The following is a 22293-nucleotide window of genomic DNA, read 5'->3' on the forward strand; positions in this document are numbered from 1 at the left end:
GGTGCCCGGGACTACTTGGGCTGCCAGCGCGGGCGGTGGTCGTCGCCGGCGCCCGTCTGGACGGTGTACCCACCCTTCGGGTGGACGATGGCGGCCACGCCTGAAGCCGGCTGTCCCGTGGCCGGGTCAATCTGCTGGACGTAGACCTGCCCACCCTTGATGTAGGCCAGGAACCGGCCATCCGGGGAGTACGACGGGAGCGTGGCCCCTTCGACGAAGGAGAACTCGGGCTCCACGCCTTCCCCTGTCTCGGTGTTGATGCGACGGACGTAGAGGACGTTGCCGGACCGCGTCGGGCACAGCGTAGCCGCGGCGTTCCCACAAAGCTCCGGTGAGCCCCCGGTGGGGTTGGAGTAGTAGGCCCGCACGTAGGCGACCAGTGAGCCATCCGGCGACCAGATGGGATTGGCGACGTAGGAGTCGATTGAGCCGCCCGTCACGGACTCGGTGGTGAAGTCCGCAATCGTCTGCACGGTGCCCCCGGTGACGGGAATCAAGAAGAGCGAGGTGTCGAAGCCCTCGGGCTTCGCGTCATCCTTCCGGATGAAGAGCAGCTGGTTGTTGGCCCGGTTGTAGTGCGGCTGCTCCGCGGACTCACCGGAGCCGGCGATGGGCGAAGGCGTGCCCCCCACGGTGGAGGTCGACAGGCCCAGCGTGGCGGTGCTGAACGCGAAGGTCGTGCCGTCCGCCGACCAGTCCGGGAACGTGCCGCTCTCGGTGGCCTGCACCACCGCACCACCGTCCGTCGGAACGAGCGAGATGCCCGACGTGCTGGCGCCATTCCTCCGGACGTAGGCGAGGTGCGTGCCCGGCTCCCACTCCATGTACCGGAAGCTCTCGGTGTTGCCGGTGCCTCCGTCCGCGAGGACGGTGGCCTGCCCCTCGGCGAGCGGGATGTCGCGCAGGACCAGCTCGCCAGCGGCGCGACCGGCGGTCTCCTCCACCGCACCCTGCGCGAAGGCAATCCTGTTGCCCCCGGGCCCCCAGCGCGGATAGCGGCTGCTGGTGTCGTCTTCGGTCAGCGCGACCATGCCGGGGGTGTCGTAGCGCATGACCAGGGCCTTGAACGTCCCGCCCGTGTCCGCGGTGGCCGTGACGGCCACGTGCATGGCCTGGCACAGGGACGGCGTCCCCTCGCAGCGAAGGCCCGGCTGGCAGTCCGCCGACGAGATGCAGGCCCCATCCTTGGGCACGCTCATGCTGCCCGCGTCGGTGCCGGCGTCCGTGTCCGTGCCCGCGTCGGTGCCGGCGTCCGTGTCCGTGCCCGCGTCCACACCCGCGTCGGTGCCGGCATCCTCTTCTCCCGTGCCCGCGTCGGTCCCCGCATCCACCGGTGGAGGCGCCTCCACCGGGCGCTGCTCACACTCGTTGTTCGAGTTGCAGGTCCACTCCTGCCCCGACGCGGGCTGCCCGTTGTCGGCGCGGCAGTCGAACGCATCGGTACACTCATCCCCACACCCCGTCGTGAGCACCCACAGCGCGCAGCACATCGCGCTGACAACGACACGCTTGGTCATAAAGACCCTCCGAAGAACCGGGGTCCGCGTATAGCTTCCGGGCTCTCGGTCGGGCGTGGCTTGGCGCGCATAACCGGGGACCGTGTTCCTGATTGAACGGCGACCTACCGCTGCGTGCTCAATGATAGACACCCACTGCCACCTGGATGCGATGCGCTTCGACCCGGACCGACCCGAGGTGCTCGAGCGCGCGTGGGCCGCGGGGCTCCACGGCATCGTCATCCCCGGGGTCGGCCCCCACGACTGGGAGCCGCTGCTGGAGCTGTCCCGCCAGGACGCGCGCCTCCAGGTGGGCCTGGGCATCCACCCGCAGCTGCTGCCGGACATGCCCGCGGAAGAAGACGACGCGGTCCTCGAACACCTCGACGCGCTGCTCACGAAGGGCGGCGCGGCGGCGGTGGGCGAGTGCGGCCTGGACGGCCCTTCCCTCCCCGGTGCTCCGCTGGAGCGACAGGTGGCGGTGCTGCGGCGGCACCTGGCACTGGCGCGCAAGCACGGCCTGCCGGTGCTGATGCACTGCCACCGGCTGCACCCCGCGCTCATCGACCTGCTCAAGCAGGAGGAGATGCCCGAGGCGGGACTCCTCATGCACAGCTACAGCGGCGGAGTGGAGCTGGCGCGCTTCTACCTGCAGAAGGGCTGTCACTTCTCCTTCGCCGGCCCCGTGACATGGACGGAGGCCCGCAAGCCGCTGGATGCGCTGCGGGCCATCCCCCTGGACCGACTGATGGCGGAGACGGACGCACCGGACCAGGCGCCCACGCCCCACCGGGGACAGCGCTCGGAGCCAGGCTACCTGCCCCACATCATCGAGGGCATGGCCCGCGTCCGGGGAGAGCCCGTCGAGGTGGTCGCCCAGCAGACGACCGAGAACGCGCGTAGGCTGTTCCGGGAAGCTTTCCCCCTGCCTTCGCGGTAGGCGAGCGTCGCGTTATAGAGGACCGCCATGAACCCGCAGCCGACCCCGTCCACCACCCCTGAGTTCGAGACCCCGCCCGCCTCCCCGTCCGTACAGGTGAAGGCCGAGAACTCGCTCGCCCGCCCCTTCAAGCTCTCCCGGCGCTTCGACAGGACGGGCCGGCTGCTGGGTGACTCCGCGATGGAGCGGCTGGCCAACGCGCGCGTGGTGGTGTTCGGCCTGGGCGGCGTGGGCAGCTACGCGGCCGAGGGACTGGTGCGCAGCGGCATCGGCCACCTGACGCTGGTGGACCATGACGACGTGTGCGTCACCAACACCAACCGCCAGCTCCACGCCACGGTGAAGGCAGTAGGCAAGCCCAAGGCGGAGCTGATGGGCCAGCGCTGCCAGGAAATCAACCCGGCGGCGAAGGTGGAGGCGGTGCGCGAGTTCTACCGCGAGGAGGTGGCCGAGCAGATGCTGCAGGCCGGCCAGTACGACTTCGTGGTGGATGCCATCGACAACGTGAAGGCGAAGCTACACCTGCTGCACCGCTGCGTGACGCTGGGCATCCCGGTGGTCAGCTCCATGGGCGCCGCGGGCCGGCTGGACCCCACGGCCATCCGCGTGGAGGACCTGTCCGAGACGCACATGGACCCGTTCGCCAAGGACATCCGCAAGCTGCTCAAGCGCAAGTACGCCGTGGAGACGGACAAGCACACCGGCATCACCGCCGTGTACTCCATCGAAGCGCGGCGGATGCCGGTGACGCTCCAGTACGACGACGCCACCGACGGCTTCCTGTGTGTGTGCCCGCAGGACAACGAGTTCCATACCTGCGACCACCGCACCCAGATTGACGGCAGCGTGGCCTTCGTCACGTCCTGCTTCGGGATGAACGCGGCCGGCGTGGTGGTGCGGCGGCTGGCTTCGGCGCGATAGACGCGGCCCTCACGGGCCGCAATCGCAGACACCGCCGGCGCCGGGCCACACGCCCGAAGGCCCGGCGGCTCAGGCCACCTGCTGCTGTCGCTGCACCTCGGCCACGGCGGACTCGCGACCGCAGGGGCGCCGGAAGACGCAGCGCGCGCAGGAGGTCAGCGTCTCCGTGAGCGGGAAGGCGGACGCGTCCAGCGGCGTGTTCGTGGCGGAGTCCTTCAACAACCCCCGCATCTTCGTCACGCTGCCCTCGAAGTGCCGGCGGAAGGACTCCAGCGCCGACGGGTCCACCGTCACCTCCTGCTCCTTCCCCTCGTTGAGATACACGAGGGAGGCGCGCACCTTCTCCACCGGGACGCGGTAGCGCTGAGAGATGTAGAGCGCGTAGCCGAGCACCTGCTCGTCGTACCCGTCACGCGACTTGCCCGTCTTCCAGTCCACCACCACCGTCGTGCCGTCCGCGTCCACGAAGGCGAAGTCCGGAATGGCGAAGACCTTCACCCCGTCCAGGGTGAAGTGGGCGAAGTCGTAGCCGGCGTCCACCTCCAGCCACTGCTCGGGCTTCAGGCTCCGCGCCAATTGCGGCCAGCGCGACTCGAAGAACCACGCCAGCGCGCTGCGCACCGTCTCCCAGTTCTGCTTCCAGGCCTCGTCCGGCACCACGTCGCCGTACTCGTGCTCCACCAGCCCGGTGAACTGCTTGCGGTACTTCTGCGTCCAGTACGCCTTCCCGCGCGAGTGCCGGTAGTCGTCCTGCATCAGCTTGCGCGCCCGCGCCTCCACCGCCGCCGGGTCCACCACGCGCCCCGCACGCCAGTCCAGCAGCACGTCCTTGATGCACTCGTGCACCATGCTGCCCGCCCAACTGAAGCGGTTGGCCAGCTTCTTCAGCACGTACAGCTCCCGCACGTCCTTCGCCGCGTCCGCCTCCCACCCGCCCCAGGAGCGGTAGTAGTAGAGGTAATACGCACGAAGGCACTCGGAGAACTTCTCGTGGCGGCTCTTGGACCAGGAGAAGTCGTTGCTGAGGGTGGGGCGCCGCATGGAGGCGGCGCATCCTAGGCGTTCGCCTGCCCCGCCAGAAGGGGAACGAGCAAGGAAACGAGCGCCCGCCTCAGGTTGAAAGACACTTGGGCCACGCTACCGGGAGGGTATGGTGCGCGCCGCATGAAGACCCAACCCTACAAGGGCCGGGTGGTCCTGATCACAGGAGCTTCCGGAGGCATCGGGCGGGCGGCGGCGAAGCAGTATGCGGCGGCCGGCGCGGACGTGGTGCTCGCCGCCCGGCGGCTGGCCCAGGTGGAGGACGCGGCCCGGGAAGTGACGTCGCTCGGCGTGAGGGCACTGCCGGTGCGGTGTGATGTGACTCGCGGCGAGGACGTGGAGCACCTGATGCGCGAGACGGAGGCCGCCTTCGGAGGGCTGGACGTGCTCGTCAACAATGCCGGCCAGGGGCTCTACGGACCGCTGGAGGCGATCAGCGAGGCGCAGCTCCGGCAGGTCTTCGAGCTGAACGTGTTCGGCCTGTGGCGGGTGACGCGTGCCGCGATGCCGCTGCTGCGCAAGCGGCGGGGTGCGCAGGTGGTCAACGTCAGCTCGGTGCTGGGCCACCGGGGTCTGCCGCTGCTCGGCGGCTACTGCGCGTCCAAGGCCGCGGTCAATGCGATGACGGAGTCGCTCCGCGCGGAGCTGGCCGCCGAGGGCATCCGCGTGCTGCTCGTCTCCCCCGGCCTCACCGAGAGCGAGTTCCGCGAGAACCGCCTCCACGCGGAGGGCTGGAGGCAGGACGCCATTCCGCTCAAGGCCATGTCCGCCGAGGAGGTCGCCACCGCCATGGTGCGCGCGAGCCTTCGCGGGAGCCGCGACACCGTGCTCACCCTCCCCGGCCGCATCATGGTGCTGGCCAACCGGTGGGTGCCCGGACTGTTCGACCGCGTCGCCCGTCGCATGGCGGCCACGCCGAAGAAGAAGGACGCATGAGTCCCCGGAAGAAGCAGGACGGGTCCTCGCCGGCCCCACGCTCGAAGCGCGTCGGCGCCGCAGCAGCCGAGGCCCCACCGGACACCGTCGCTCCAGCGCGCCGCGCGAAGCGCTCCGCCTCGGCCGCACCTCCCACCGTGTCCCCGGCACCCGAACACCTGGCCGCCGTGCGCGCTCCGCTGCTGGGCTGGTACGACCGCAACAAGCGGGACCTGCCGTGGCGTCGCACCAGGGACCCGTACGCCATCTGGCTGAGCGAGGTGATGCTTCAGCAGACGCAGGTGTCGACGGTGATTCCCTACTGGGAGCGCTTCCTCGCGCGCTTCCCCACGGCGCTCGCGTTGGCCGCCGCGCCGCTCGATGACGTGCTCGCCGGGTGGAAAGGCCTGGGCTACTACACCCGCGCTCGCAACCTGCACCGCGCCGCGCAGGAGGTGGTGTCCCGCTTCGGAGGCCGGCTGCCCTCCACCGCCGCGGAGCTCCTCACCCTCCCTGGCTTCGGCCGCTACACGGCGGGCGCGGTGGCCTCCATCGCCTTCAGTGAAGAAGCGCCCCTGGTGGACGGCAACGTGGCGCGCGTGCTGTCGCGCCTCTTCGAGGTGGAGGGCCTCCCTGGAGACCGTGAACGCGAGGCCACGCTGTGGGCCCTGGCCTCCGCGCTGGTGAAGGGCGAGCGCCCCGGGGACTTCAATCAAGCCCTCATGGAGCACGGCGCCACGACGTGCCGGCCGGAGAGCCCGCTGTGCCTGCTGTGCCCCGTGCGCGGCGCCTGCGTCGCCTTCCGCAAGGGCCGCGTGGACGAGCTGCCGCCCGCCAAGGTGCGCGCCGCACCCAAGAAGCTGACGCTGGCGCTCGCGGTGTGGCCCCACGCGGGCACCCTCCTCTTCGCCCGTCGCGCGGACTCCGGCCTCTTCGGTGGCCTCTGGGAGCTGCCCGCCGCCGAGGTGGACGAGGCCCTCCCCGAAGCCGAGGCCGCCACACGACTCGCGTCCGCCCTGGGCACGGAGGTGAAGCTCGAGGCCGCGCTCGGCACGGTGAAGCGACAGCTCACCCACCGCGACCTCACGCTGCGCCTGCTCCGAGTGTCCGGCCCTCAGCGCCCCACCCGCTCCTCCGCCTTCCAGGAGCTGCGCTGGTGCACTCCCGCCGAGGCCGCCGCGCTCGGCATGAGCACCGCCATGCAGCGTGCGCTGGACGCCGCGCTCGCCTCGGATGTGCTGCTCGGGGGTTGAGCCCGACGTCACAGCGGGGCCGCCGTCCACCCGCTGACAGTGCCGCTCTCTTCCTGTTGCTCCGAGAACCCCTGACCCTGGGGGTCGCTTTCGCGCGCGCCCACCCGAGCCCCAGACTCCGCGCGTCAACCCTATGGAGGAGGCTCCATGGCACGCAACACCGCCAACAAGCAGACCCCACACACGCCGACGGGCATGTCGGCGCGGCCCACGAACACGGAGCCCGTGAATTCGGCGCCGCGCAATAGCCCCACGCACGAGCAGGTGGCCCGGCGGGCCTATGAAATCTTCCTCGCCCGGGGCAGCACACCCGGCAACTCCGAGCAGGACTGGTTCCAGGCCGAGCGCGAGCTACGGCTCGGACGCCAGTAGCCTTCCCCTCAGTGAGGATTCGGCGACTGGCGCGCTGCGGGACGCTCGGCCTCGAGCGCCCCACGGAGCCTCCGCTGCGCCGCCTTCAGCTCCTCCAGGATGCGCTCGGCGTCCACCACCGAGCGCATCGCCAGGCCGCACGCCGGCGTCAGCACCACCGTGGACACCACCTGCGGGAAGGTGAAGCCAGCGGGCAGCGCCGCCTTCAGCGACGCCTCCACCGAGTCCACCAGTTCCGTCACCTCGTAGGCGGACGCCAGGTCCGTGGGGACGATACCCAGGCTGAGCGTCGCGCCTGACGCGAGGAAGCGCTCCAGCGCCTCGCGCTCCTCCACCATCGCATCCAGTGACAACCGCACATCCAGGGACAGCAAGTCGGGCTGCACGTCCAGCAGCGCGCCCCAGTCCGTGTTGCCGCAGCAGTGCACGCCCACCAGCGCACCCTCGCGCTGCAGGGCCACCACCAGCAGCTTCAGCTCCTGCAGCGCCAGCAGGTGCTGCGGCTGCGTGCGCTGGAAGGCGTAGAGCCCCGGCTCGTCCAGGAAGAACAGCGGCGTGGTGCCCGCGCGCCGGAGCGCCTTCACCATGGCCAGCGAACGCGTCAGCACCAGCCGGAACATGGCCTGCTCCAACCCCGGTACCTCCAGCGCCGGCTGGCCCGCCGAGGTGCGCGCCACCGAGCGCACCGTGAACGGCCCCGCGAGCTGCGCCTTGGCGAAGGCCAGCTTGCGCGTCTCCACCTCCCAGAGGAAGGGGCGCCAGGCGCGGCACGCCTCCGGCGAGGGCTCGTACGCTTCCAGCGTCCCGGCGGACAGCGCCGCCTCCAGCCGCGCCTCGAAGTCGGCACGGCCCGCCTCCCAGGCCGGCAGGTCCACCGTGCACAGGCCCTCGTCGTCGAAGGCCAAGCCCGGCAGTCCCTCCAGGGCCGCGGGAATCATCAGCTCGGAGGGGTGCCCCACGGGCAGCTGCGGCAGGAAGGGAATGTCCTGGGCCAGCGCGGCCTGGAGCCCCAGCTCGACCTGTGTGTGCGGCAGGCTCCCGATTCCGGTGGTGGCGCAGGCAGGCAGCAGCTGGACGGCTCGGCGGATGTTCGGCGCGCTCATGTTCCCGAGTCTACCCGCTCCCTCCTCTCCCGGGGCGCCTCACCGACCCAGGTCCGCTGGCTACCCGACCTTCCCTCCCGCCCCCATGGTTCCCACGGGTACCCCGGGGGGCAGCCCATGGAGCAGTGGAGGAACGCATCAATGTTCCGGCAATCATGGTGTGCAGGCATCCTGGCGATGGCGCTGCTGGCCGCTCCCGCGCCAGCACAGGACCAGGAGCTGACGGTACGCAGCGGCTTGTCCGCCTTCACGGGGGACCTGGGGGGAGAAACCAACGTGGGCGCCTTCCTGGGCATCCAGGGAGAGGCCCAGCTCTTCCCGGCCATCGGCCTGGAGCTGGGCTACGAGGGCTCGGCCAACGGCTTCGAGGGGACCGGCAGCGGCACGCTCTGGCGACACAACATGGGAGCGATGGCGAAGGTGGGCCCCGTCCTGGACGACCGCTGGGTGCCCTTCGTGGGCGCGGGTCTGGGCGTCAGCTACGTCGACCCGACAGGCGCGGCCGACGCCGGCATCTACGATGAAGACATCATCATGGAGGTGCCGCTGTCGGCCGGACTCGAGTACCGCTTCAGCGGCGTGACGGCGGGCGCTCGAGCCACCTACCGCGTCCTCGCGGGAGAGGACTTCGCCCCCGGCAACGTCGACGAGGGCGACCTCTTCACCGCGGGCCTCAGCCTGGGCGGAAGCTTCTAGCCGCGCTCAGAAACGTCCCGTGAGCCCCAGCGAGCCACCGCTCGGGGACAGGCCCACGGTGGGCGTCCACCACGCGCCAGTGGCGCGCGAGGCCGCGAGCGTCTTCGCCCGTGGAGGACCCGAGGCCGCGGTCACCTCATACGTCACGATGGAGGTGACCAGCGGCAGCAGAAGCATCAGGGGCACGGTCTCATCCCCGACGGCCCTCGACATGTAGAGGGCCGCCGACGCGCCTCCCGCCAGCAACCCCAGCCCCAGCGTGGGCAGGAACCGCCCCCGCCCGCCCAGCAGCGCGCCCGAGCCATACACGCCGATGGCTGTTCCGAGCGACCAGCCGACCACCGCTCCGGCCACCATCGGGCGGCCATCGCAGGCATCCCCGGAGCAGCCCATCGCGAGGTCTCCAAGCGGGAGCATGGCCAGCAAACCCGCGAGCCCGCCCCCCACGCCCCCGAGCGTTCCGCCCAGGGACTCGAGGAGCACCCGGCCCATCACCCGCTCCGGCGGGTCCTGCTTCCACTCCACCGCCGGAGCCACCCGGGAGGGCAGCGCCTCGTCAACCGCGGGTGTCTCCGCCGCGGCTTCCGGCCCCACTTCCTCCGCATCAATAAGGGGCGGAGGCGCCAGGTCCACGGACTGGGCGAACCCGAGCCCAGGGGCCAGTGCGAGCACGAGCAACACGACACGGATGTCAGACACGGGATTCTCCAGCGGGGCGTGGGCCCTCTCGACAAGCGGGCGCACGCGGGCATGGTGCAGGTTCCGAGCCATGCCCGCCGTGCCGCTCACGTCACGGAGAAGTACGAGGCCTGCGGGTGGTGGAAGACGATGGCGGACACCGAGGCCTCCGGCTCCATCATGCAGCCGTCGGTGAGCTGCACGCCGATGTCCTCCGGCCGCAGCGCGGTGAACAGCTTCGACTGGTCCTCCAGGCGCGGGCACGCGGGGTAGCCGAAGGAGTAGCGCTTGCCCGAGTACTCCGCGCGGAAGCGCTCCAACATCGTCATGTCGGGCCGGTCCGGCGTGCCCCACATGCTGCGCAGCTGCGTGTGCAGCAGCTCCGCGTAGCCCTCCGCCGTCTCCAGCGCGAGCGCCTGCACGGCGTGCATCTTCAGGAACTCACCCTTCGCCTTCAGCTCCTCCGCCAGCTCGCGGATGCCCGAGCCGGCGGTGACGACGAACATGGCCACGTTGTCGCTCGGCTTGCCGCCCTGCAACGGACGCAGGTAGTCCGCGAGGCACAGCCCGCCGTCGCGGTCCTGGCGCGGGAAGTCGAAGGACGCGGCCTCGCGGCCCGTGCCCCCGTCGAAGAGCACCACGCGGTTGCCGTCGCTGCCCGCCTGGAAGAACTGGAAGACGGCGCGCGCCTGCATGACGCCGCCGCGAAGCGTGCCCTTCAGCTCCTCCACCGCCGCCTTCAGCGCCAGCGCCTTGCGGCCCTCCTCCGTCTTCGCGAGGTCCGCCTCGGCCGGCGTGCCCAGCGCGCGCGACGAGGAGCGCAGGCCCAGGTGCCGCCCGTACAGCATCACCGGGTTGATGAACCGCCAGATGTGGTCCAGCGGCGTGTTGGACAGCACGTGCCGCTCCCAGTCAGGCGCGGGCGGCACGGCGTCCAGCACCTTCACCTCCGCGCTGCGCGAGCGAGACACCGGCGCCGTCACGGCGGGGCGCTCCTTCACCTCCTGCGCCAGCTTCTCCCGGCGGGTGGCCAGCTCGCCGCGCAGCTTCTCGTGCGAGCCCGCGTCCACAATCTGCTTCGCCAGGTCCAGGCCGCTCATCGCGTCCTGCGCGTAGGCCACCGTGCCGCCGCCGTAGGCCGGGGCGATGTTGCGGTCCACGAAGTTGCGGCTGAGCGCCGCGCCGCCCACCAGAATCGGCACGTCCACGCCGGCCCGCTTCAGGTCCTCCGCCGTCGCCACCATCTGGTGCGCGCTCTTCACCAGCAGGCCCGACAGCCCGAGGATGTCCGGCCGGTGCTCGCGCACCGCCTTCACCAGCTGCTCGGGCGGCACCTTGATGCCCAGATTCACGACGTGGAAGCCGTTGTTGGCGAGGATGATTTCCACCAGGTTCTTCCCGATGTCGTGCACGTCGCCCTTCACCGTGGCCAGCACGATTTTGCCGCGCATCGCCGCCTGGGCCTTGCTCATGTGCGGCTCCAGGTGGTTCACTGCGGCCTTCATCGACTCGGCGCTCTGGAGCACCTCCGCCACAATCAGCTCGTTGGCGGCGAAGAGGCGGCCCACCTCGTCCATGCCCTTCATCAGCGGGCCGTTGATGATTTCCAGCGGCGCGTACTTCTTCATCGCCTCATCCAGGTCCGCGGTGAGGCCGTCGCGCGTGCCCTCGATGATGTAGCGCTGCAGCCGCTCTTCCAGGGGCAGGCTGCTCACCGCCGCCCGGGCCGGCTTGCGCTCGCGGAAGTGCGCGGCGAAGGGCGTCACCGGGTCCGTGCCCCGGTTGTAGAGCAGGTCCTCGGCCAGCTTGCGCTCCTCCTCCGGCAGCGAGGCGTAGCGCTCCAGCTTCTCGGAGTTGACCAGCGCCATGTCCAGGCCCGCCTGGACGCAGTGGTACAGGAAGACGGAGTTGAGCACCTCGCGGCCCGCGGTGGGCAGGCCGAAGGACACGTTGGAGATGCCCAGCACCGTCTTGCAGCGCGGGAAGCGCTGCTTGATGAGGCGCACGCCCTCAATCGTCTCCACGCCGCTGCCCGTGTACTGCGCGTCGCCCGAGGCGCACGGGAAGACGAGCGGGTCGAAGTACAGGTCCTCCGGCTTCATCCCGTACTTCTTCGTCAGCAGCTCGAACGAGCGCTCCGCCACCTCCAGCTTGCGCTGGCGCGGCACCGCCATGCCCACCTCGTCGATGCAGCCCACCACCAGCGCCGCGCCGAAGCGGCGCGCCAGCGGCACCACCTTCTCGAAGCGCTCCTCGCCGTCCTCCAGGTTGACCGAGTTGATGATGGCCTTGCCCTGGCTGTACGTGAGCGACATCTCGATGACGCGCTCGTCCGTGGAGTCAATCATCAGGGGCACGCGCACCTTCTTGACGACCACGTCCAGGAAGCGGCGCATGTCGTCCAGCTCGTCCCGGTCCGGGTTGGCGAGGCAGATGTCGATGACCTGCGCCCCCCGCTTCACCTGCGCGCGGGCAATCTCCGAGGCGTCGTCGAACTGGCCGGCGACGATGAGCTCCTTGAACTTCTTGCTGCCGATGACGTTGGTGCGCTCGCCGACGATGAGCGGGCGCTGCTCGTCCGTCACCTCCAGGTAGTCCACGCCGGACAGCGTGGCGCGGGGCCGGGGCGTGGCGCTCCGGGGCTTCAGCCCCTTCACCGCCTGCGCCAGCGTCTCGATGTGGCCCGCGTGCGTGCCACAACAGCCACCCACCACGTTGAGCCAGCCCTCCTCACAGAAGCGCCGCAGCGAGCGCGCAATCATGTCCGGCGTCTCGAGGTAGACGCCGTTCTCGTCCGGCAGGCCCGCGTTGGGCACGCACGACACGGGGAACGTGCTCATCGCGGACAGCGAGCGCAGGTGGTCCGTCATGAAGTCCGGGCCCGTGGCGCAGTTGAGCCCGAGGTACAGGAGGTCCGCGTGCTCCAGCGACGCGGCCAGGCTCTCCACGCTCTGGCCCGCGAGCATGGTGCCCATGGGCTCAATCGTGCCGGACACCGCCACCGGCAGCGAGTAGCCCAGCTTGCGGAAGGCCTGTTCGATTCCCAGCAGCGCCGCCTTCACGTTGCGCGTGTCCTGCGCCGTCTCCACCAGCAGGTAGTCCGAGCCGCCGCGCGCGAGCCCCTCCGCCTGCACGGCGAAGTTCTCCACCAGCTCCTCGAAGGTGATGCCGCCGGTGACGCTGATGGCCTTGGTGGTGGGGCCGATGGAGCCCGCCACCCAGCGCATGCGCCCGTCCTTCGCCTCGGCGGCGGCGGCGGCGTTGCGCGCCAGCCGCGCGGAGGCCTCGTTGATTTCGAGCGCCTTGTGCCCCAGGCCGAACTCGTTGAGCACCAGCGGCGTGCCGCCGAAGCTGTCCGTCTCCGTCACGTCCGCGCCGGCCGCGAAGTAGCGCGCGTGGACGCTCTCGATGAGCTCCGGCCGGGTGAGGACGAGGTTCTCGTTGCAGCCCTCGTACTCGGCGCCGCCGAAGTCCGCCGCCTTGAGGTCGGCCCCCTGGAGCAGCGTGCCCATGGCGCCGTCCAGCACCAGCACGCGCTCGCGCATGGCGGCGCGCAGGGCCTCCACTCGGCGGCCGTTCTCACCAGGCGGGGGCGGCAGGGCGGCGGGCAGGTGGCTCGTCATGATGGCTTGACTCCGGTCAGCAGGAAGACGCGGAAGGGACTGACCCCGTCACGCGCGTGCGTCTCGCGGGTGAGGGACGTGAAGCCGACCTCGCGCAGGGCGGCTTCGAGGGATTCGGGCGCGAAGCCCAGGTGCCGGTGGCCCAGCCGCTCCAGCACCCAACGCTCGTCGTGCGGCATCAACTCCAGCAACACCAGCCGGCCGCCCGGCTTGAGCAGACGGGCGGCCTCGGCCAGCACCGCCTGGGGGGACTCCACATGGTGGAGGCTCTGCGAAATCACCACGAGGTCCATCCGCCCCGCCTTCAGCGACAGGCGGTGCAGGTCCTCGCGGAGGAAGGTGATGTTGGAGCGCTCCTCGCGGCCAGCGCGCTCCCGGGCCTGCACCAGCGCGTCCGCGTTCTGGTCGATGGCCCACACGTGCCGCGCCCAGCGCGCAATCGCCACGCTCAGCACGCCGGTGCCACAGCCGAAGTCCGCCACGTCCAGCGGCGGCAGCAGGGACGCCAGCGCCCCGGCCCACAGGAACCAGGACTGGCCCGGCTCCAGCAGCCGCTCGTTGAGCGCCTGCCGGTCCTCGCGCGCACGCAGCAGGTCCTTCAGCCGCGCCGAGTCCCCCGCCTCGTCCTCCGCCTCCCTCGCCAGCCGGATGAGCGGCCAGCGGGCGTCACCCTGCTCCAGCGACAGCGAGTAGTAGCTGAAGCCCGCCTGCCGCTCCTCGCGCAGCAGCCCCAGGCCCTTGAGCTTGCCCAGGTGGTGGGACACCGACGACTGCGCCACGCCCACCAGGGACACCAGCTCCGTCACGTTCAACGGGGCCTCGGCCACCAGGCGGAGGATTCGCAACCGCGTCGGGTCTCCGAGAGCCCGGAATGACTGGGACAGCTCCTCCATATCGCCGCATCAACATACATCGATGCGCTGACACTGGCCAGCCCGACGTTCGACGCGTCGCGTTGCCTGTTTCCGGACAGTGACGTAGATGATGCGACATGGCCTCTCCCTCCTTGCACCAGCTCCTCGACGGAAAGCGGTTCGGCCTGGTCCTCTCCGCGGGCTACTTCGGCTTCTACGGGCACGCCGGCTTCCTCAAGGGACTGGCGACCACGGGCCTCAAGCCCCGCGCGTACGCGGGCACGTCCGCGGGCGGCATGGTGGCGGCGTACGCGGCGGCGGGGATTCCGGTGCACGCCATTGAAGAGCTGGTGCTGCGACAGACGCGCGCCAACTTCTGGGACCCGGACCCGATTGGCGCGGTGCTGAACGCGGATGCCACGGGGCACGGGCTGACGGGGCTGCTCAAGGGAGAGCGCTTCCGCCGGCTGCTGGAGGACACGCTGCCGGTGCGCACCTTCGAGGAATTGCCGCACCCGCTGCTGCTCGTGGGCTCCAACCTCACGCTGGGCCGGCACGAGGTCTTCACCTCGGGCGAGCTGGCGCCGCGCGTCCACGCCACGTGCGCGTACCCAGGCCTGTTCCGCGCGGTGCCGCTGGAGGGCAACCTCTACTGGGACGGCGGACTGGTGGACAAGGCGCCCGCGCTGTCGCTGAACGAGAGCGCGGTGGGCAAGGACCTGGACGCCATCCTCGTGCACTTCCTGCCCAGCCGGACGCGCAAGGTGGTGGGCGGGCCCATGGCGTACGCGCAGGGGCTGGCCTCGGGCTCGGCGGCGCTCCGCCGCGACCACTTCCGCCTCCAGCTCACCGTGCTGGAGCAGCGCCAGGTGCCCGTCTACGTCGTCGTCTCCAACCTGCCGCCGGTGACGCCCACCACCATGGAGCGCGGCTTCGACGCCCTGGACCAGGCGCGCCTGTCCGCCGAGCGCTCCCTGGCGCGGCCTCCGGTGCCCTTCGCGCAAGCGGAGTGGTGAGGCACCGCCGCACACGCCTCCCCCGGCGACGCCCGGCCCTTCCCGGCGGACCGCAGGACTTTGTTCAGCCCTGAACAGCGTCCCGAGAATGACCGGGATTCGATGACAGACCGGAATTGCATGCTGCCCGCGTGATTCGTGCATCTCCCGGCATGGGCCTGGAGGGGCGCGCATCACGGCCGTCCCCTTCCCGAAGTGGAGGCAGTCCATGCCGACGTCGTTCCTCCTGTCGATGCGTCCCCTGCGTGGCGCGCTGCTGTCCCTGTCCCTGTTGGCGGTGGCCCCCGCCGCCGAAGCCGCACCGAAGTCCCTGGAGCCGCGTGGCCTCGCGGCGAAGCACACCGGCCGCGAGCTCGCCGGTGACACGTACGTGGAGCGCATCGTGGTGAAGTTCCACGAGGGCAGCCGCGTGCGCCTGCGTGACAACCGCCTGATGCCGCTGGCCTCCGAGCGGGGCGAGGCGGAGCGCTCGCTGCTGACCGAGCGTCGCCTGAGCGATGAGCGCCTGAAGTCCGACACCGCCGCGGTGGAGTCCCTGCTCGCGCGCGCGCCTCGCATCGGCGTGCCCGCGCGCCTCTTCGACGAGGCCGAGCCCGTGCTGGAGGCGCGCAAGGCCACGGGTGAGGAGAAGAGCGGCCTGCAGCTGGCCGACCTCAACCTCTACTTCGAGGTGCCGCTGCTGCCGGGCACCACCGCCGGGAGCGTGGCGGACCTGGTGGGCGAGCTGAACCGCCTGGACGGCGTGGAGGTGGCCTACGCCGAGCCTCCGCCCGAGCCGGCCATGGTGAACTTCGGCATGGACGCGGCGGTGCGCAGCCTGCTGGCCGCGGCGGACATCCCCCCCACCACGCCGCAGTACCAGGGCAACCAGGGCTACCTGAACGTGGCGCCCGGTGGCGTGGACGCCAACTACGCGTGGACGGTGACGGGCGGCCGCGGCACCAACGTGAAGGTGGTGGACATCGAGGGCGGCTGGCGCACCACGCACGAGGACATGCCGGCGCTCTTCTACCAGGGCGGCACGCAGTACAACGACCTGGGCTGGCGCAACCACGGCACGGCCGTGCTGGGTGAGATTGTCGGCGTCGCCAACGCGTACGGCGTGACGGGCATCGCCAACGCGGCGCGGGCCGGCATCGAGGGCATCGGCAGCCAGAGCACCGCGAGCGCCATCTCCAGGGCGGCCACGGCCGCGGGCCTGGGCGGCATCGTCCTCATCGAGCTGCACGCGGGCGGCCCGTCGGACGGCTCGGCGTGCACGTGCAACACCAGCCAGTGCAACTACATCGCGATGGAGTACTGGACGGCGAACTACGACGCCATCCGCACGGCGACCGCCAACGGCGTCATCGTGGTGGAGGCCGCGGGCAACGGCAGCGCCAACCTGGACGCGGCGGCGTATGGCAATGCCTTCAACCGCAGCGTGCGTGACTCGGGCGCCATCGTCGTGGGCGGCAGCACCGCCACCACGCGCGCGCCCATGTGCTGGACGAACTACGGCAGCCGCGTGGACGTGCACGGCTGGGGTGAGCGCGTCTACTCCATGGGCTACGGCAACGTGTTCGGCTCCGCCAACGGCGAGGACCAGTTCTACACGTCCTCGTTCAGCGGCACGTCGAGCGCCTCGCCCATCGTCGTGGGCGCCGCCGCCAGCGCGCAGGGCGTGGCCCTGGCCAACGGCCGCCGCCTGACGAGCGTGCAGATGCGCGGCCTGCTCCGCAACAACGGCACCGCGCAGGCCGCCAGCTCGCAGCAGATTGGGCCCCTGCCTGACCTGCGCAAGGCGCTGCCCAAGGTCATCGCCGGCCAGTACTGAGTCAGCACCCGTGTGACTCCGGCCCCCACCCTGTTCTCCACGAGGGAACGGGGTGGGCGGCCTCCACGACTCACATCTGCGGGTCGCGTTCCCATCCTCGCGTCAGCAGGTGGGTGATGGCCGCATCGAGGGCCGCCTTGCCCGGAGAGCCCTCCTGCGTCCACAAGGACCAGTGAGGGTTGACGCTCACCTCGAAGCCTCCATCGGGCCGGGAGAGACTGAGCCGGATGGGAGGCTGGTCCGCGAGCCGCTCCACCGGGCCGGAGACCCACGGTCCTCGCGCGTCCCGCTCGAGTGGGACTTCCACCGGCCCCACTTCCGAACCCAACACGAGGGTGTCCCTCCCCGCGAAGCGCTCCGGCTCGAACACCCGCACCCGGGTGGCCCGGAAGGTCAGCTCGCTCCAGGCCAGGTGGTCCGCGCCGCCAACAGGCGGCTGCCGCAGGGCCTCCTCCATCCACGCCCGCAGCACGTCCCGCGTCAGTGCGGGCACCTCACGCTCCAGGTACCGGGAGGAGCCGAGAGAGACCTTCACTCCAGGCGGCAGCACGGTCCGCAGCAGCCAACCCGGAGGCTCGGGCGTGACGGAGGGATGAAGCGCATAACCCCAGTCATCGACACCCACCAGGTCCAGCGTCACGACCCGGGGTTCCAGGATGGCGGGCCAGAACGCGTCGACCACCTCCAAGGCGAGCTCCAGCATGCGGCTCTCGCGGATGGGCTGCTCGCCCTGGTCCGGCCACGTATAGAGAAGATGCTCGGTGTGCCCTGGGTAGAAATGGATGACGGCGTCTTCCATGCACTCCCTCAACGGATGCGAGCCCATGCCCCGGCTGACGTCTTCTGGAACTCGGCGACGATACTGCCGGTCTTGTCCACATAGCGGATGATGTCGAGCGTGGCCGTGTTCGGCCACTTCCCACTGTTGAGCTCCGTCAGCAGGTCATCGAGGAGATTGGTCTTCACCTCCGGCTTGTTCGCCTTCAACGGGAACGTCCTCGTGGAGTTGCCCAGCGCATCAATCTGGACGGAACCGCCTCCACCCAGCTGCTTGGAGTTCCGGAACTCGAACCGGACCGTGGCCTGCAGCTTGCCCGGAATGGGAAGTCCCTCGGCGGTCCTGCCCAGGACCTTGTCGATGGCATGGTCCAGGCCCTTCCTCAAATCGACGACGGTGGAAACCGGCTCGTCGATGGTACCCACCTCCACGCTGCGCTCGACCATGGGCCTTCCTCCGGGAGTGGGCCGCTCCACGGTGATGTCGAACGACTGCGCCGTCTCGGTCGGCTTGCTTGGACGCAGCGGCGCATTCGCATCCCCTCCCACGCGGATGACCTTCCCGGGGTTCTCGGCCACGAGATGCTTCGCCTCGCGCAGCTCGCCCAGGGTGCGTCCGATGTCGTCGGACGCGCGGCCGGCCTGGGTGGGGAGCCCCGTGGAGAAGTTGACCCAGTCCCCCAGGTCCACCACGCGGCCCTGGGCTTGAAGCTCCAGTGCCTCGTGGAGGAGGTTGACGCCTTCGGTCCCCACCGGCTTGCTGGCCACCTGCGCCCTGAAGATTCGGACGAGCTGGACGGGCTGCGCCACCCTCGCCGCCACCAGCTCGCCCAGCTTCTTGCTGCCCACGTCCCGCAGGACCTCCAGCAACTGCCCGGTCGTGAGCGTGACGTTGCCCGTCACCCGCGCCAGGTCCGTGAGCACGCCCGGACGAGAGCCCGAGAGGGCGGAGGCGAGCTGCGTCGCCTCGTCGGCGGTCGCCTTCGTCGCATCCAGCAGCAGGTCCAGGTCCCCGCGGTGGAGGAGGTCCTTGACGAGCTGCTCGTTGCCCCGGCCGAGCTCGTCGAGGAGCGTCCCGGCGCGCGCCGCGTCCGCCTCCATGAGCTTGCGCACCGCCGCCAGCTTCGTCGCGTCGACTCCCGCACCCAGCCGCCGCAACCCCGTGGCCAGCTCCGGAGTGAGCGGCAGCTTCGTCTGGACGGCCCAGGCGATGAGCTCCGGCGCGAGCTTCGGCTCGTGCGCCAGCATGGCCAAGGCCGCGCGCCGCTCCACCCCCGCCGCCGTCTGGCTCGCCAGCGCTTCCAGCACCTTCTTGTCCATGGCGGCCAGCGTCTTCATCGCGTCCGCGGACAGCCCCTCCATGCCCTCCAGCGTCGCGCGCTCCAGCGCCGCCAGCCGGGTCAGTATCGCGTCGTCGAGCTTGCCCAGGAGCTCCCGCTCCAGCGCGCCCAGCCGCCACAGCGCCTCGGCCTGGCCACGCAGGGCTGGCGGCAGCGTGGTGCCATGCGTACGCAGCACGTCGAGCACCACCGCCTGAACGTCGGGCGCGAGCGTCTCCAGGTCCTTCAGCAGCCCCTCCAGCTTCACCGCCGAGCTGTCGAAGGAGTCCAGCAACAGCTTCCACCCCGCCTCGCCCCGCTCCGCCACGAAGCCCCGCACCCGGTCCGAGCCGATGATGCGCTCCAGCTCCCCGCTCTCCAGCAGCCGCTTCAGGGCATTCTCGTCGAAGCCGCGCAGCGAGGTGATGAACCGCTCCGCGTTCTTGTGCCGCAGCAGCGTGCGCACCGTCGCGTAGACGTCGCGCGTGCCGGCCGCGGCCAGGAGCCGCTCGAAGCCCTCCAGCGCCGGGCCCTTGAGCTCTATCTTCGCCAGGTCGAAGAGGTCGTTGAAGAAGGCGACCTGGTACTCGCGCTTCACGGCGCCGCCCGCCCGCTTCGCGGTGGCGGGAAGGGCCTTCATCGCCTCGGGCAGGGCGTCCAGCAGCTCGCGGGACTTGCCTCGAAGCGCCTCGCCCATCTCCTGGAGGAACTTCGGGTTGTCCAGCACCTCGCGCAGCGAAAACTCCACCCGCTCCATGGCCGTGCGCAGCCACAGCGCCGCCTGCTCCGGGGTGAGTTCCTTCAGCAGTAGCTTCGCCACCTCCAGCTTGCCCGGCGTCGCCCGAATCACCGGAATGAGCCGCTCCAGGACGGGCTTCGCCACCGCCCCCAGGAAGGGCAGGGCCAGCTCGAAGCCCAGCCCCACCACGAAGCCGAACGCGAGCTGCTCGACGTACTTCTTCGCGGAGCCCTGCCACGTGCCGCACCGCACGAGGACGATGACGTCGGTGATGAACTGCTCCACCACGAAGGACACGCCCACGCCCAGCGCGCGGGTGAGGATGCGCACCGCGGCGCCCGTCATCAGCAGGCGCACGCCGCCCGCCGTCACCAGCCGGCCCAGCACCGAGCCACCCAGCGAGCCGAAGCGGAACCCCACCGCGTCCAGCCAGCCCTTGAAGGCATTGAGCAGGAAGCCGCTGAGCGAGAACTCCTCCTGCCCCGTGGCCACCCTGTACAGGTAGATGGCCTCGCGCGCGGCGATGCCCAGCAGCACCGGGACGCGGCCTCCGCCCAGCCGCACCATGAAGCCCACCGCCCCGGCTTCCGCCAGGAGGAAGCCCCCCATCACCAGCAGGGTGACGGCGGCTATCAGGTGGACGCCCCGCTCCATGTTCTTGATTTCGTAGGCCGCCAGGTACAGGCCGAACTTCTCCACCTCGTCGACATGGACCTCGGAGACGTCCTCCCACGGGCCGTCATTGAGTTTGCGTACGCGCTTGTAGTGGACGCGGATGGTGGTCGGGTCATGGGGGTCCGACTGCTCCAGCCGCACCAGGCGGTAGCTGGTCCAGACGGACACCTCCTCGAAGTCGCTCCTGCCCAGGGGCGGGTCGAGCGCATCCGCGGCCTCCTGCATGGCCTGGGCGAGGAGCTCCTCCTGCGTGCGCTCCTTGCCCTCGCAGAGAACCTGGCCCATCAGCTCCCCGACGCGCTTCTTCATCGGGCCGGCCAGTCGCTCCAGCGTCTTCGCCGTGGGCCGGAGCGCGTCGAACTGTTCCTGGAAGATGTAGGCGTGCTGCGCGAGGACGTCGTTCGGCCGCACCACCCGGTCCGGGTTCTGCCACAGGCGAATCTGCTGCCCTGCCACATCGAAGTCGTGGCGCCGGAACCGCCGGGTGGACTTCGAGAGGGCCTCCACCACCCCCAGTCGCTGGGACAGCTCCGCGTAGCGCGTCTGCTCCAGCAGCCGCACCAGCGAGCGGCTATTGAAGACGAAGAAGGACGCCTCGTCGCGCAGCAGCTTGAGGAAGGCCTCGTGCGCGCCCAGCCGCTCCAGCTCCTGGAGCAGCAGCTCCAGCAGCGCATACCGGACCGTGCCGGGCCAATCTCTCAGCAGCCAGCGGAAGACGTTGTCCCGTCGGTCGTATCGCCCCAGCTTCAGATACCCGCTGAGCAGGGCCGCGTGCTTCACCGCCCAGGGGTGCCACGACGCGACTTCCAGGCGCTCGCGGGAGATGTTGAAGGTGGGGGTGACGCTGACGCCACGCCAACCCGGCTGCCAGGTGTGCCCTTCCGGCGGCGGCGCGGGCACCGCCTGCGTGGTGACGTCTCCCAGCGGGCGCAGCAGGGCCTGGACGGAGGGGGTGAGAGGCGCGAGGGAGGCCTGGTTGAGCAGGAGCGTCCTGCCCACCCAGCGGACATCCGAGGTCAGTCGCCGCCGGGCCTCGAAGAGGGCGCCCAGGCTGCGCTCGGGAATCGGCCGCTCCACGACAAAGGGCTCCAGCTGCAGCGACACCGGGTCATCCCCGTAGGCCGCGCGGGCATGCTCCCACTCCGCCTGGAATACCAACTTGAAGTCGAAGGCGCCCACCAGGGCTTCCAGCTCGCGCAGCGGCAGCGTTGCCTGGAGCACCGGCTCCATGCGGACCGTCGCCAGCAGGTTGATCGCCGGCAGCGGCATGAAGGCGAAGAGCAGCTGGCCGCCGCGCTTGAGGTACGCCACCTTGTCGGCGTCCTCCGTGCGGACCTCCATGCGCTTCTCGCGGGTCTTCTGGAGGCTGGGGAAGGCGCCGCGGACGACGCCGTCCTGGTCGAGGTCCTCGAGCAGCTTCTTCACCCGGTCCGACCAGGTGTAGGCCCCGTAGACGGTCTTCTTCGGGGCCAGCTTCTCCAGCGTGGAGAAGCGCTGGAACACCTCATCGCCCAGCGGCTTGATGGGAAGTTCCTGGTTCACCTGCACCAGCCACGCGACGGCCCGGGTACGCGTGTCCAGCAGGTGGGCGTAGAGCTCCACCGGGTCCACCACATCCACCCGCGTCTTCACCTCCGCGCGGTACTTGAAGAGCTGGCGCGGGGTGGTGTGGAAGTACACCGCCTTCACCACGAACCAGGGGCGGACCGGCCGCGCGGGAGCCGGCGCGGGAGGCTGGGGCCGGTGCTTCGCCACCTGGGCTTCGATGGCGGCGCGGATGCGCGCCTCGAGGTCCGAGCGCGCCTGCTGCGTTGCCTCGTGGAGCGCGGGCCCGCCCCACTGCACGTCCGGAGGGTGGAAGACGCGCTCGCCCTGGCGTCCATCCTTCGCCAACGCGGCGGCGGCCCGGGCCAGCACCTTCTCCACCGCGGTGGAGACAAGCTGCTCGATGAGCGGCCCATCCACGCGCAGCGCCTCGGCATCCACGCGGAGCCGGATGGGAATGTTGATGAGGGTCTTCACCCGTGGGCTCCCCTCGCTGCTTGCCGGGGCCCCCTGC

The 22293-nt window shown here is 70.6% G+C and carries 16 protein-coding genes; 8 read left to right on the plus strand and 8 right to left on the minus strand.

Going from position 1 to position 22293, the window contains the following annotated elements; genetic code table 11:
• Nucleotides 1-11: 11 nt before the first annotated feature.
• Nucleotides 12-1517, minus strand: coding sequence for a TolB family protein (locus tag G4D85_RS00340; protein WP_164006781.1), 1506 nt, complete (start codon nt 1515-1517; stop codon nt 12-14).
• Nucleotides 1518-1638: 121 nt separating this feature from the next.
• Here G4D85_RS00340 and G4D85_RS00345 point away from each other — a divergent pair, with 121 nt between their 5' ends.
• The gene (locus G4D85_RS00345) at nt 1639-2436 is read left to right on the plus strand and encodes a TatD family hydrolase (protein ID WP_164006783.1); all 798 of its coding nucleotides are present in this window, start codon (nt 1639-1641) and stop codon (nt 2434-2436) included.
• A 27-nt stretch (nt 2437-2463) separates the two neighbouring features.
• Complete coding sequence (locus G4D85_RS00350) at nt 2464-3357, plus strand: tRNA threonylcarbamoyladenosine dehydratase (protein ID WP_164006784.1); 894 nt, start codon at nt 2464-2466, stop codon at nt 3355-3357.
• A 69-nt stretch (nt 3358-3426) separates the two neighbouring features.
• On the opposite strand, the gene G4D85_RS00355 is transcribed toward G4D85_RS00350, so the two are convergent.
• Nucleotides 3427-4398 carry a PD-(D/E)XK nuclease family protein gene (locus G4D85_RS00355; RefSeq protein ID WP_164006786.1) on the minus strand — a complete coding sequence of 324 codons (972 nt, stop codon included), beginning with the start codon at nt 4396-4398 and terminating at the stop codon, nt 3427-3429.
• Nucleotides 4399-4521: 123 nt separating this feature from the next.
• Between G4D85_RS00355 and G4D85_RS00360 the strand changes: the two genes are divergently transcribed.
• The 3 genes from G4D85_RS00360 to G4D85_RS00370 all read left to right on the plus strand — a co-directional run bounded on the left by G4D85_RS00360 (nt 4522) and on the right by G4D85_RS00370 (nt 6938).
• Entirely contained in the window at nt 4522-5334 is an 813-nt protein-coding gene (locus G4D85_RS00360) for an SDR family oxidoreductase (RefSeq protein WP_164006788.1), read from the plus strand.
• On the plus strand, nt 5331-6566 hold the full coding sequence (gene mutY, locus G4D85_RS00365; RefSeq protein ID WP_164006791.1) for an A/G-specific adenine glycosylase: 1236 nt from the start codon (nt 5331-5333) through the stop codon (nt 6564-6566). The genes G4D85_RS00360 and mutY overlap by 4 nt, the downstream gene beginning before the upstream one ends.
• Nucleotides 6567-6713: 147 nt before the next feature.
• Nucleotides 6714-6938 (plus strand): DUF2934 domain-containing protein, encoded by a 225-nt coding sequence (locus G4D85_RS00370; RefSeq protein WP_164006793.1) that lies wholly within the window; start codon nt 6714-6716, stop codon nt 6936-6938.
• Between the two features lie 8 nt (nt 6939-6946).
• Here the strand turns inward: G4D85_RS00370 and G4D85_RS00375 are convergent, their stop codons facing one another.
• Nucleotides 6947-8041: a uroporphyrinogen decarboxylase/cobalamine-independent methonine synthase family protein gene (locus G4D85_RS00375; protein WP_164006795.1), complete on the minus strand. Its 1095-nt coding sequence runs from the start codon at nt 8039-8041 to the stop codon at nt 6947-6949.
• Between the two features lie 141 nt (nt 8042-8182).
• Between G4D85_RS00375 and G4D85_RS00380 the strand changes: the two genes are divergently transcribed.
• Nucleotides 8183-8737, plus strand: coding sequence for an outer membrane protein (locus G4D85_RS00380; RefSeq protein WP_164006797.1), 555 nt, complete (start codon nt 8183-8185; stop codon nt 8735-8737).
• Nucleotides 8738-8743: 6 nt separating this feature from the next.
• Here G4D85_RS00380 and G4D85_RS00385 read toward each other — a convergent pair whose 3' ends face one another.
• The 3 genes from G4D85_RS00385 to G4D85_RS00395 form a co-directional block, all read right to left on the minus strand.
• Nucleotides 8744-9436, minus strand: a complete 693-nt coding sequence (locus G4D85_RS00385) for a hypothetical protein (RefSeq protein ID WP_164006799.1) — start codon at nt 9434-9436, stop codon at nt 8744-8746.
• 86 nt (nt 9437-9522) lie between these two features.
• Nucleotides 9523-13038 (minus strand): methionine synthase, encoded by a 3516-nt coding sequence (gene metH / locus G4D85_RS00390; protein ID WP_164006801.1) that lies wholly within the window; start codon nt 13036-13038, stop codon nt 9523-9525.
• Nucleotides 13035-13931 (minus strand): ArsR/SmtB family transcription factor, encoded by an 897-nt coding sequence (locus G4D85_RS00395; protein WP_164006803.1) that lies wholly within the window; start codon nt 13929-13931, stop codon nt 13035-13037. The genes metH and G4D85_RS00395 overlap by 4 nt, the downstream gene beginning before the upstream one ends.
• Before the next feature lie 98 nt (nt 13932-14029).
• Between G4D85_RS00395 and G4D85_RS00400 the strand changes: the two genes are divergently transcribed.
• On the plus strand, nt 14030-14908 hold the full coding sequence (locus G4D85_RS00400) for a patatin-like phospholipase family protein (protein WP_164006805.1): 879 nt from the start codon (nt 14030-14032) through the stop codon (nt 14906-14908).
• A gap of 208 nt (nt 14909-15116) precedes the next feature.
• On the plus strand, nt 15117-16724 hold the full coding sequence (locus G4D85_RS00405) for a S8 family peptidase (protein ID WP_164006807.1): 1608 nt from the start codon (nt 15117-15119) through the stop codon (nt 16722-16724).
• 70 nt (nt 16725-16794) lie between these two features.
• Here the strand turns inward: G4D85_RS00405 and G4D85_RS00410 are convergent, their stop codons facing one another.
• Nucleotides 16795-17523, minus strand: coding sequence for a hypothetical protein (locus G4D85_RS00410; RefSeq protein WP_164006809.1), 729 nt, complete (start codon nt 17521-17523; stop codon nt 16795-16797).
• A gap of 8 nt (nt 17524-17531) precedes the next feature.
• Complete coding sequence (locus G4D85_RS00415) at nt 17532-22256, minus strand: hypothetical protein (RefSeq protein WP_164006811.1); 4725 nt, start codon at nt 22254-22256, stop codon at nt 17532-17534.
• Nucleotides 22257-22293 lie beyond the last annotated feature (37 nt).

Origin of the sequence: Pyxidicoccus trucidator (assembly GCF_010894435.1) — a bacterium.
Taxonomy (GTDB): domain Bacteria; phylum Myxococcota; class Myxococcia; order Myxococcales; family Myxococcaceae; genus Myxococcus; species Myxococcus trucidator.

Bases quoted from the DNA above. Each gene is read 5' to 3' on its own strand.
- G4D85_RS00345 (WP_164006783.1), top strand. From the start codon at position 1,639: ATGATAGACACCCACTGCCACCTGGATGCGATGCGCTTCGACCCGGAC.
- metH (WP_164006801.1), bottom strand. From the start codon at position 13,038: ATGACGAGCCACCTGCCCGCCGCCCTGCCGCCCCCGCCTGGTGAGAAC.
- G4D85_RS00340 (WP_164006781.1), bottom strand. From the start codon at position 1,517: ATGACCAAGCGTGTCGTTGTCAGCGCGATGTGCTGCGCGCTGTGGGTG.
- G4D85_RS00360 (WP_164006788.1), top strand. From the start codon at position 4,522: ATGAAGACCCAACCCTACAAGGGCCGGGTGGTCCTGATCACAGGAGCT.
- G4D85_RS00370 (WP_164006793.1), top strand. From the start codon at position 6,714: ATGGCACGCAACACCGCCAACAAGCAGACCCCACACACGCCGACGGGC.
- G4D85_RS00350 (WP_164006784.1), top strand. From the start codon at position 2,464: ATGAACCCGCAGCCGACCCCGTCCACCACCCCTGAGTTCGAGACCCCG.
- G4D85_RS00395 (WP_164006803.1), bottom strand. From the start codon at position 13,931: ATGGAGGAGCTGTCCCAGTCATTCCGGGCTCTCGGAGACCCGACGCGG.
- G4D85_RS00355 (WP_164006786.1), bottom strand. From the start codon at position 4,398: ATGCGGCGCCCCACCCTCAGCAACGACTTCTCCTGGTCCAAGAGCCGC.
- G4D85_RS00405 (WP_164006807.1), top strand. From the start codon at position 15,117: ATGCCGACGTCGTTCCTCCTGTCGATGCGTCCCCTGCGTGGCGCGCTG.
- G4D85_RS00380 (WP_164006797.1), top strand. From the start codon at position 8,183: ATGTTCCGGCAATCATGGTGTGCAGGCATCCTGGCGATGGCGCTGCTG.
- mutY (WP_164006791.1), top strand. From the start codon at position 5,331: ATGAGTCCCCGGAAGAAGCAGGACGGGTCCTCGCCGGCCCCACGCTCG.
- G4D85_RS00410 (WP_164006809.1), bottom strand. From the start codon at position 17,523: ATGGAAGACGCCGTCATCCATTTCTACCCAGGGCACACCGAGCATCTT.
- G4D85_RS00400 (WP_164006805.1), top strand. From the start codon at position 14,030: ATGGCCTCTCCCTCCTTGCACCAGCTCCTCGACGGAAAGCGGTTCGGC.
- G4D85_RS00375 (WP_164006795.1), bottom strand. From the start codon at position 8,041: ATGAGCGCGCCGAACATCCGCCGAGCCGTCCAGCTGCTGCCTGCCTGC.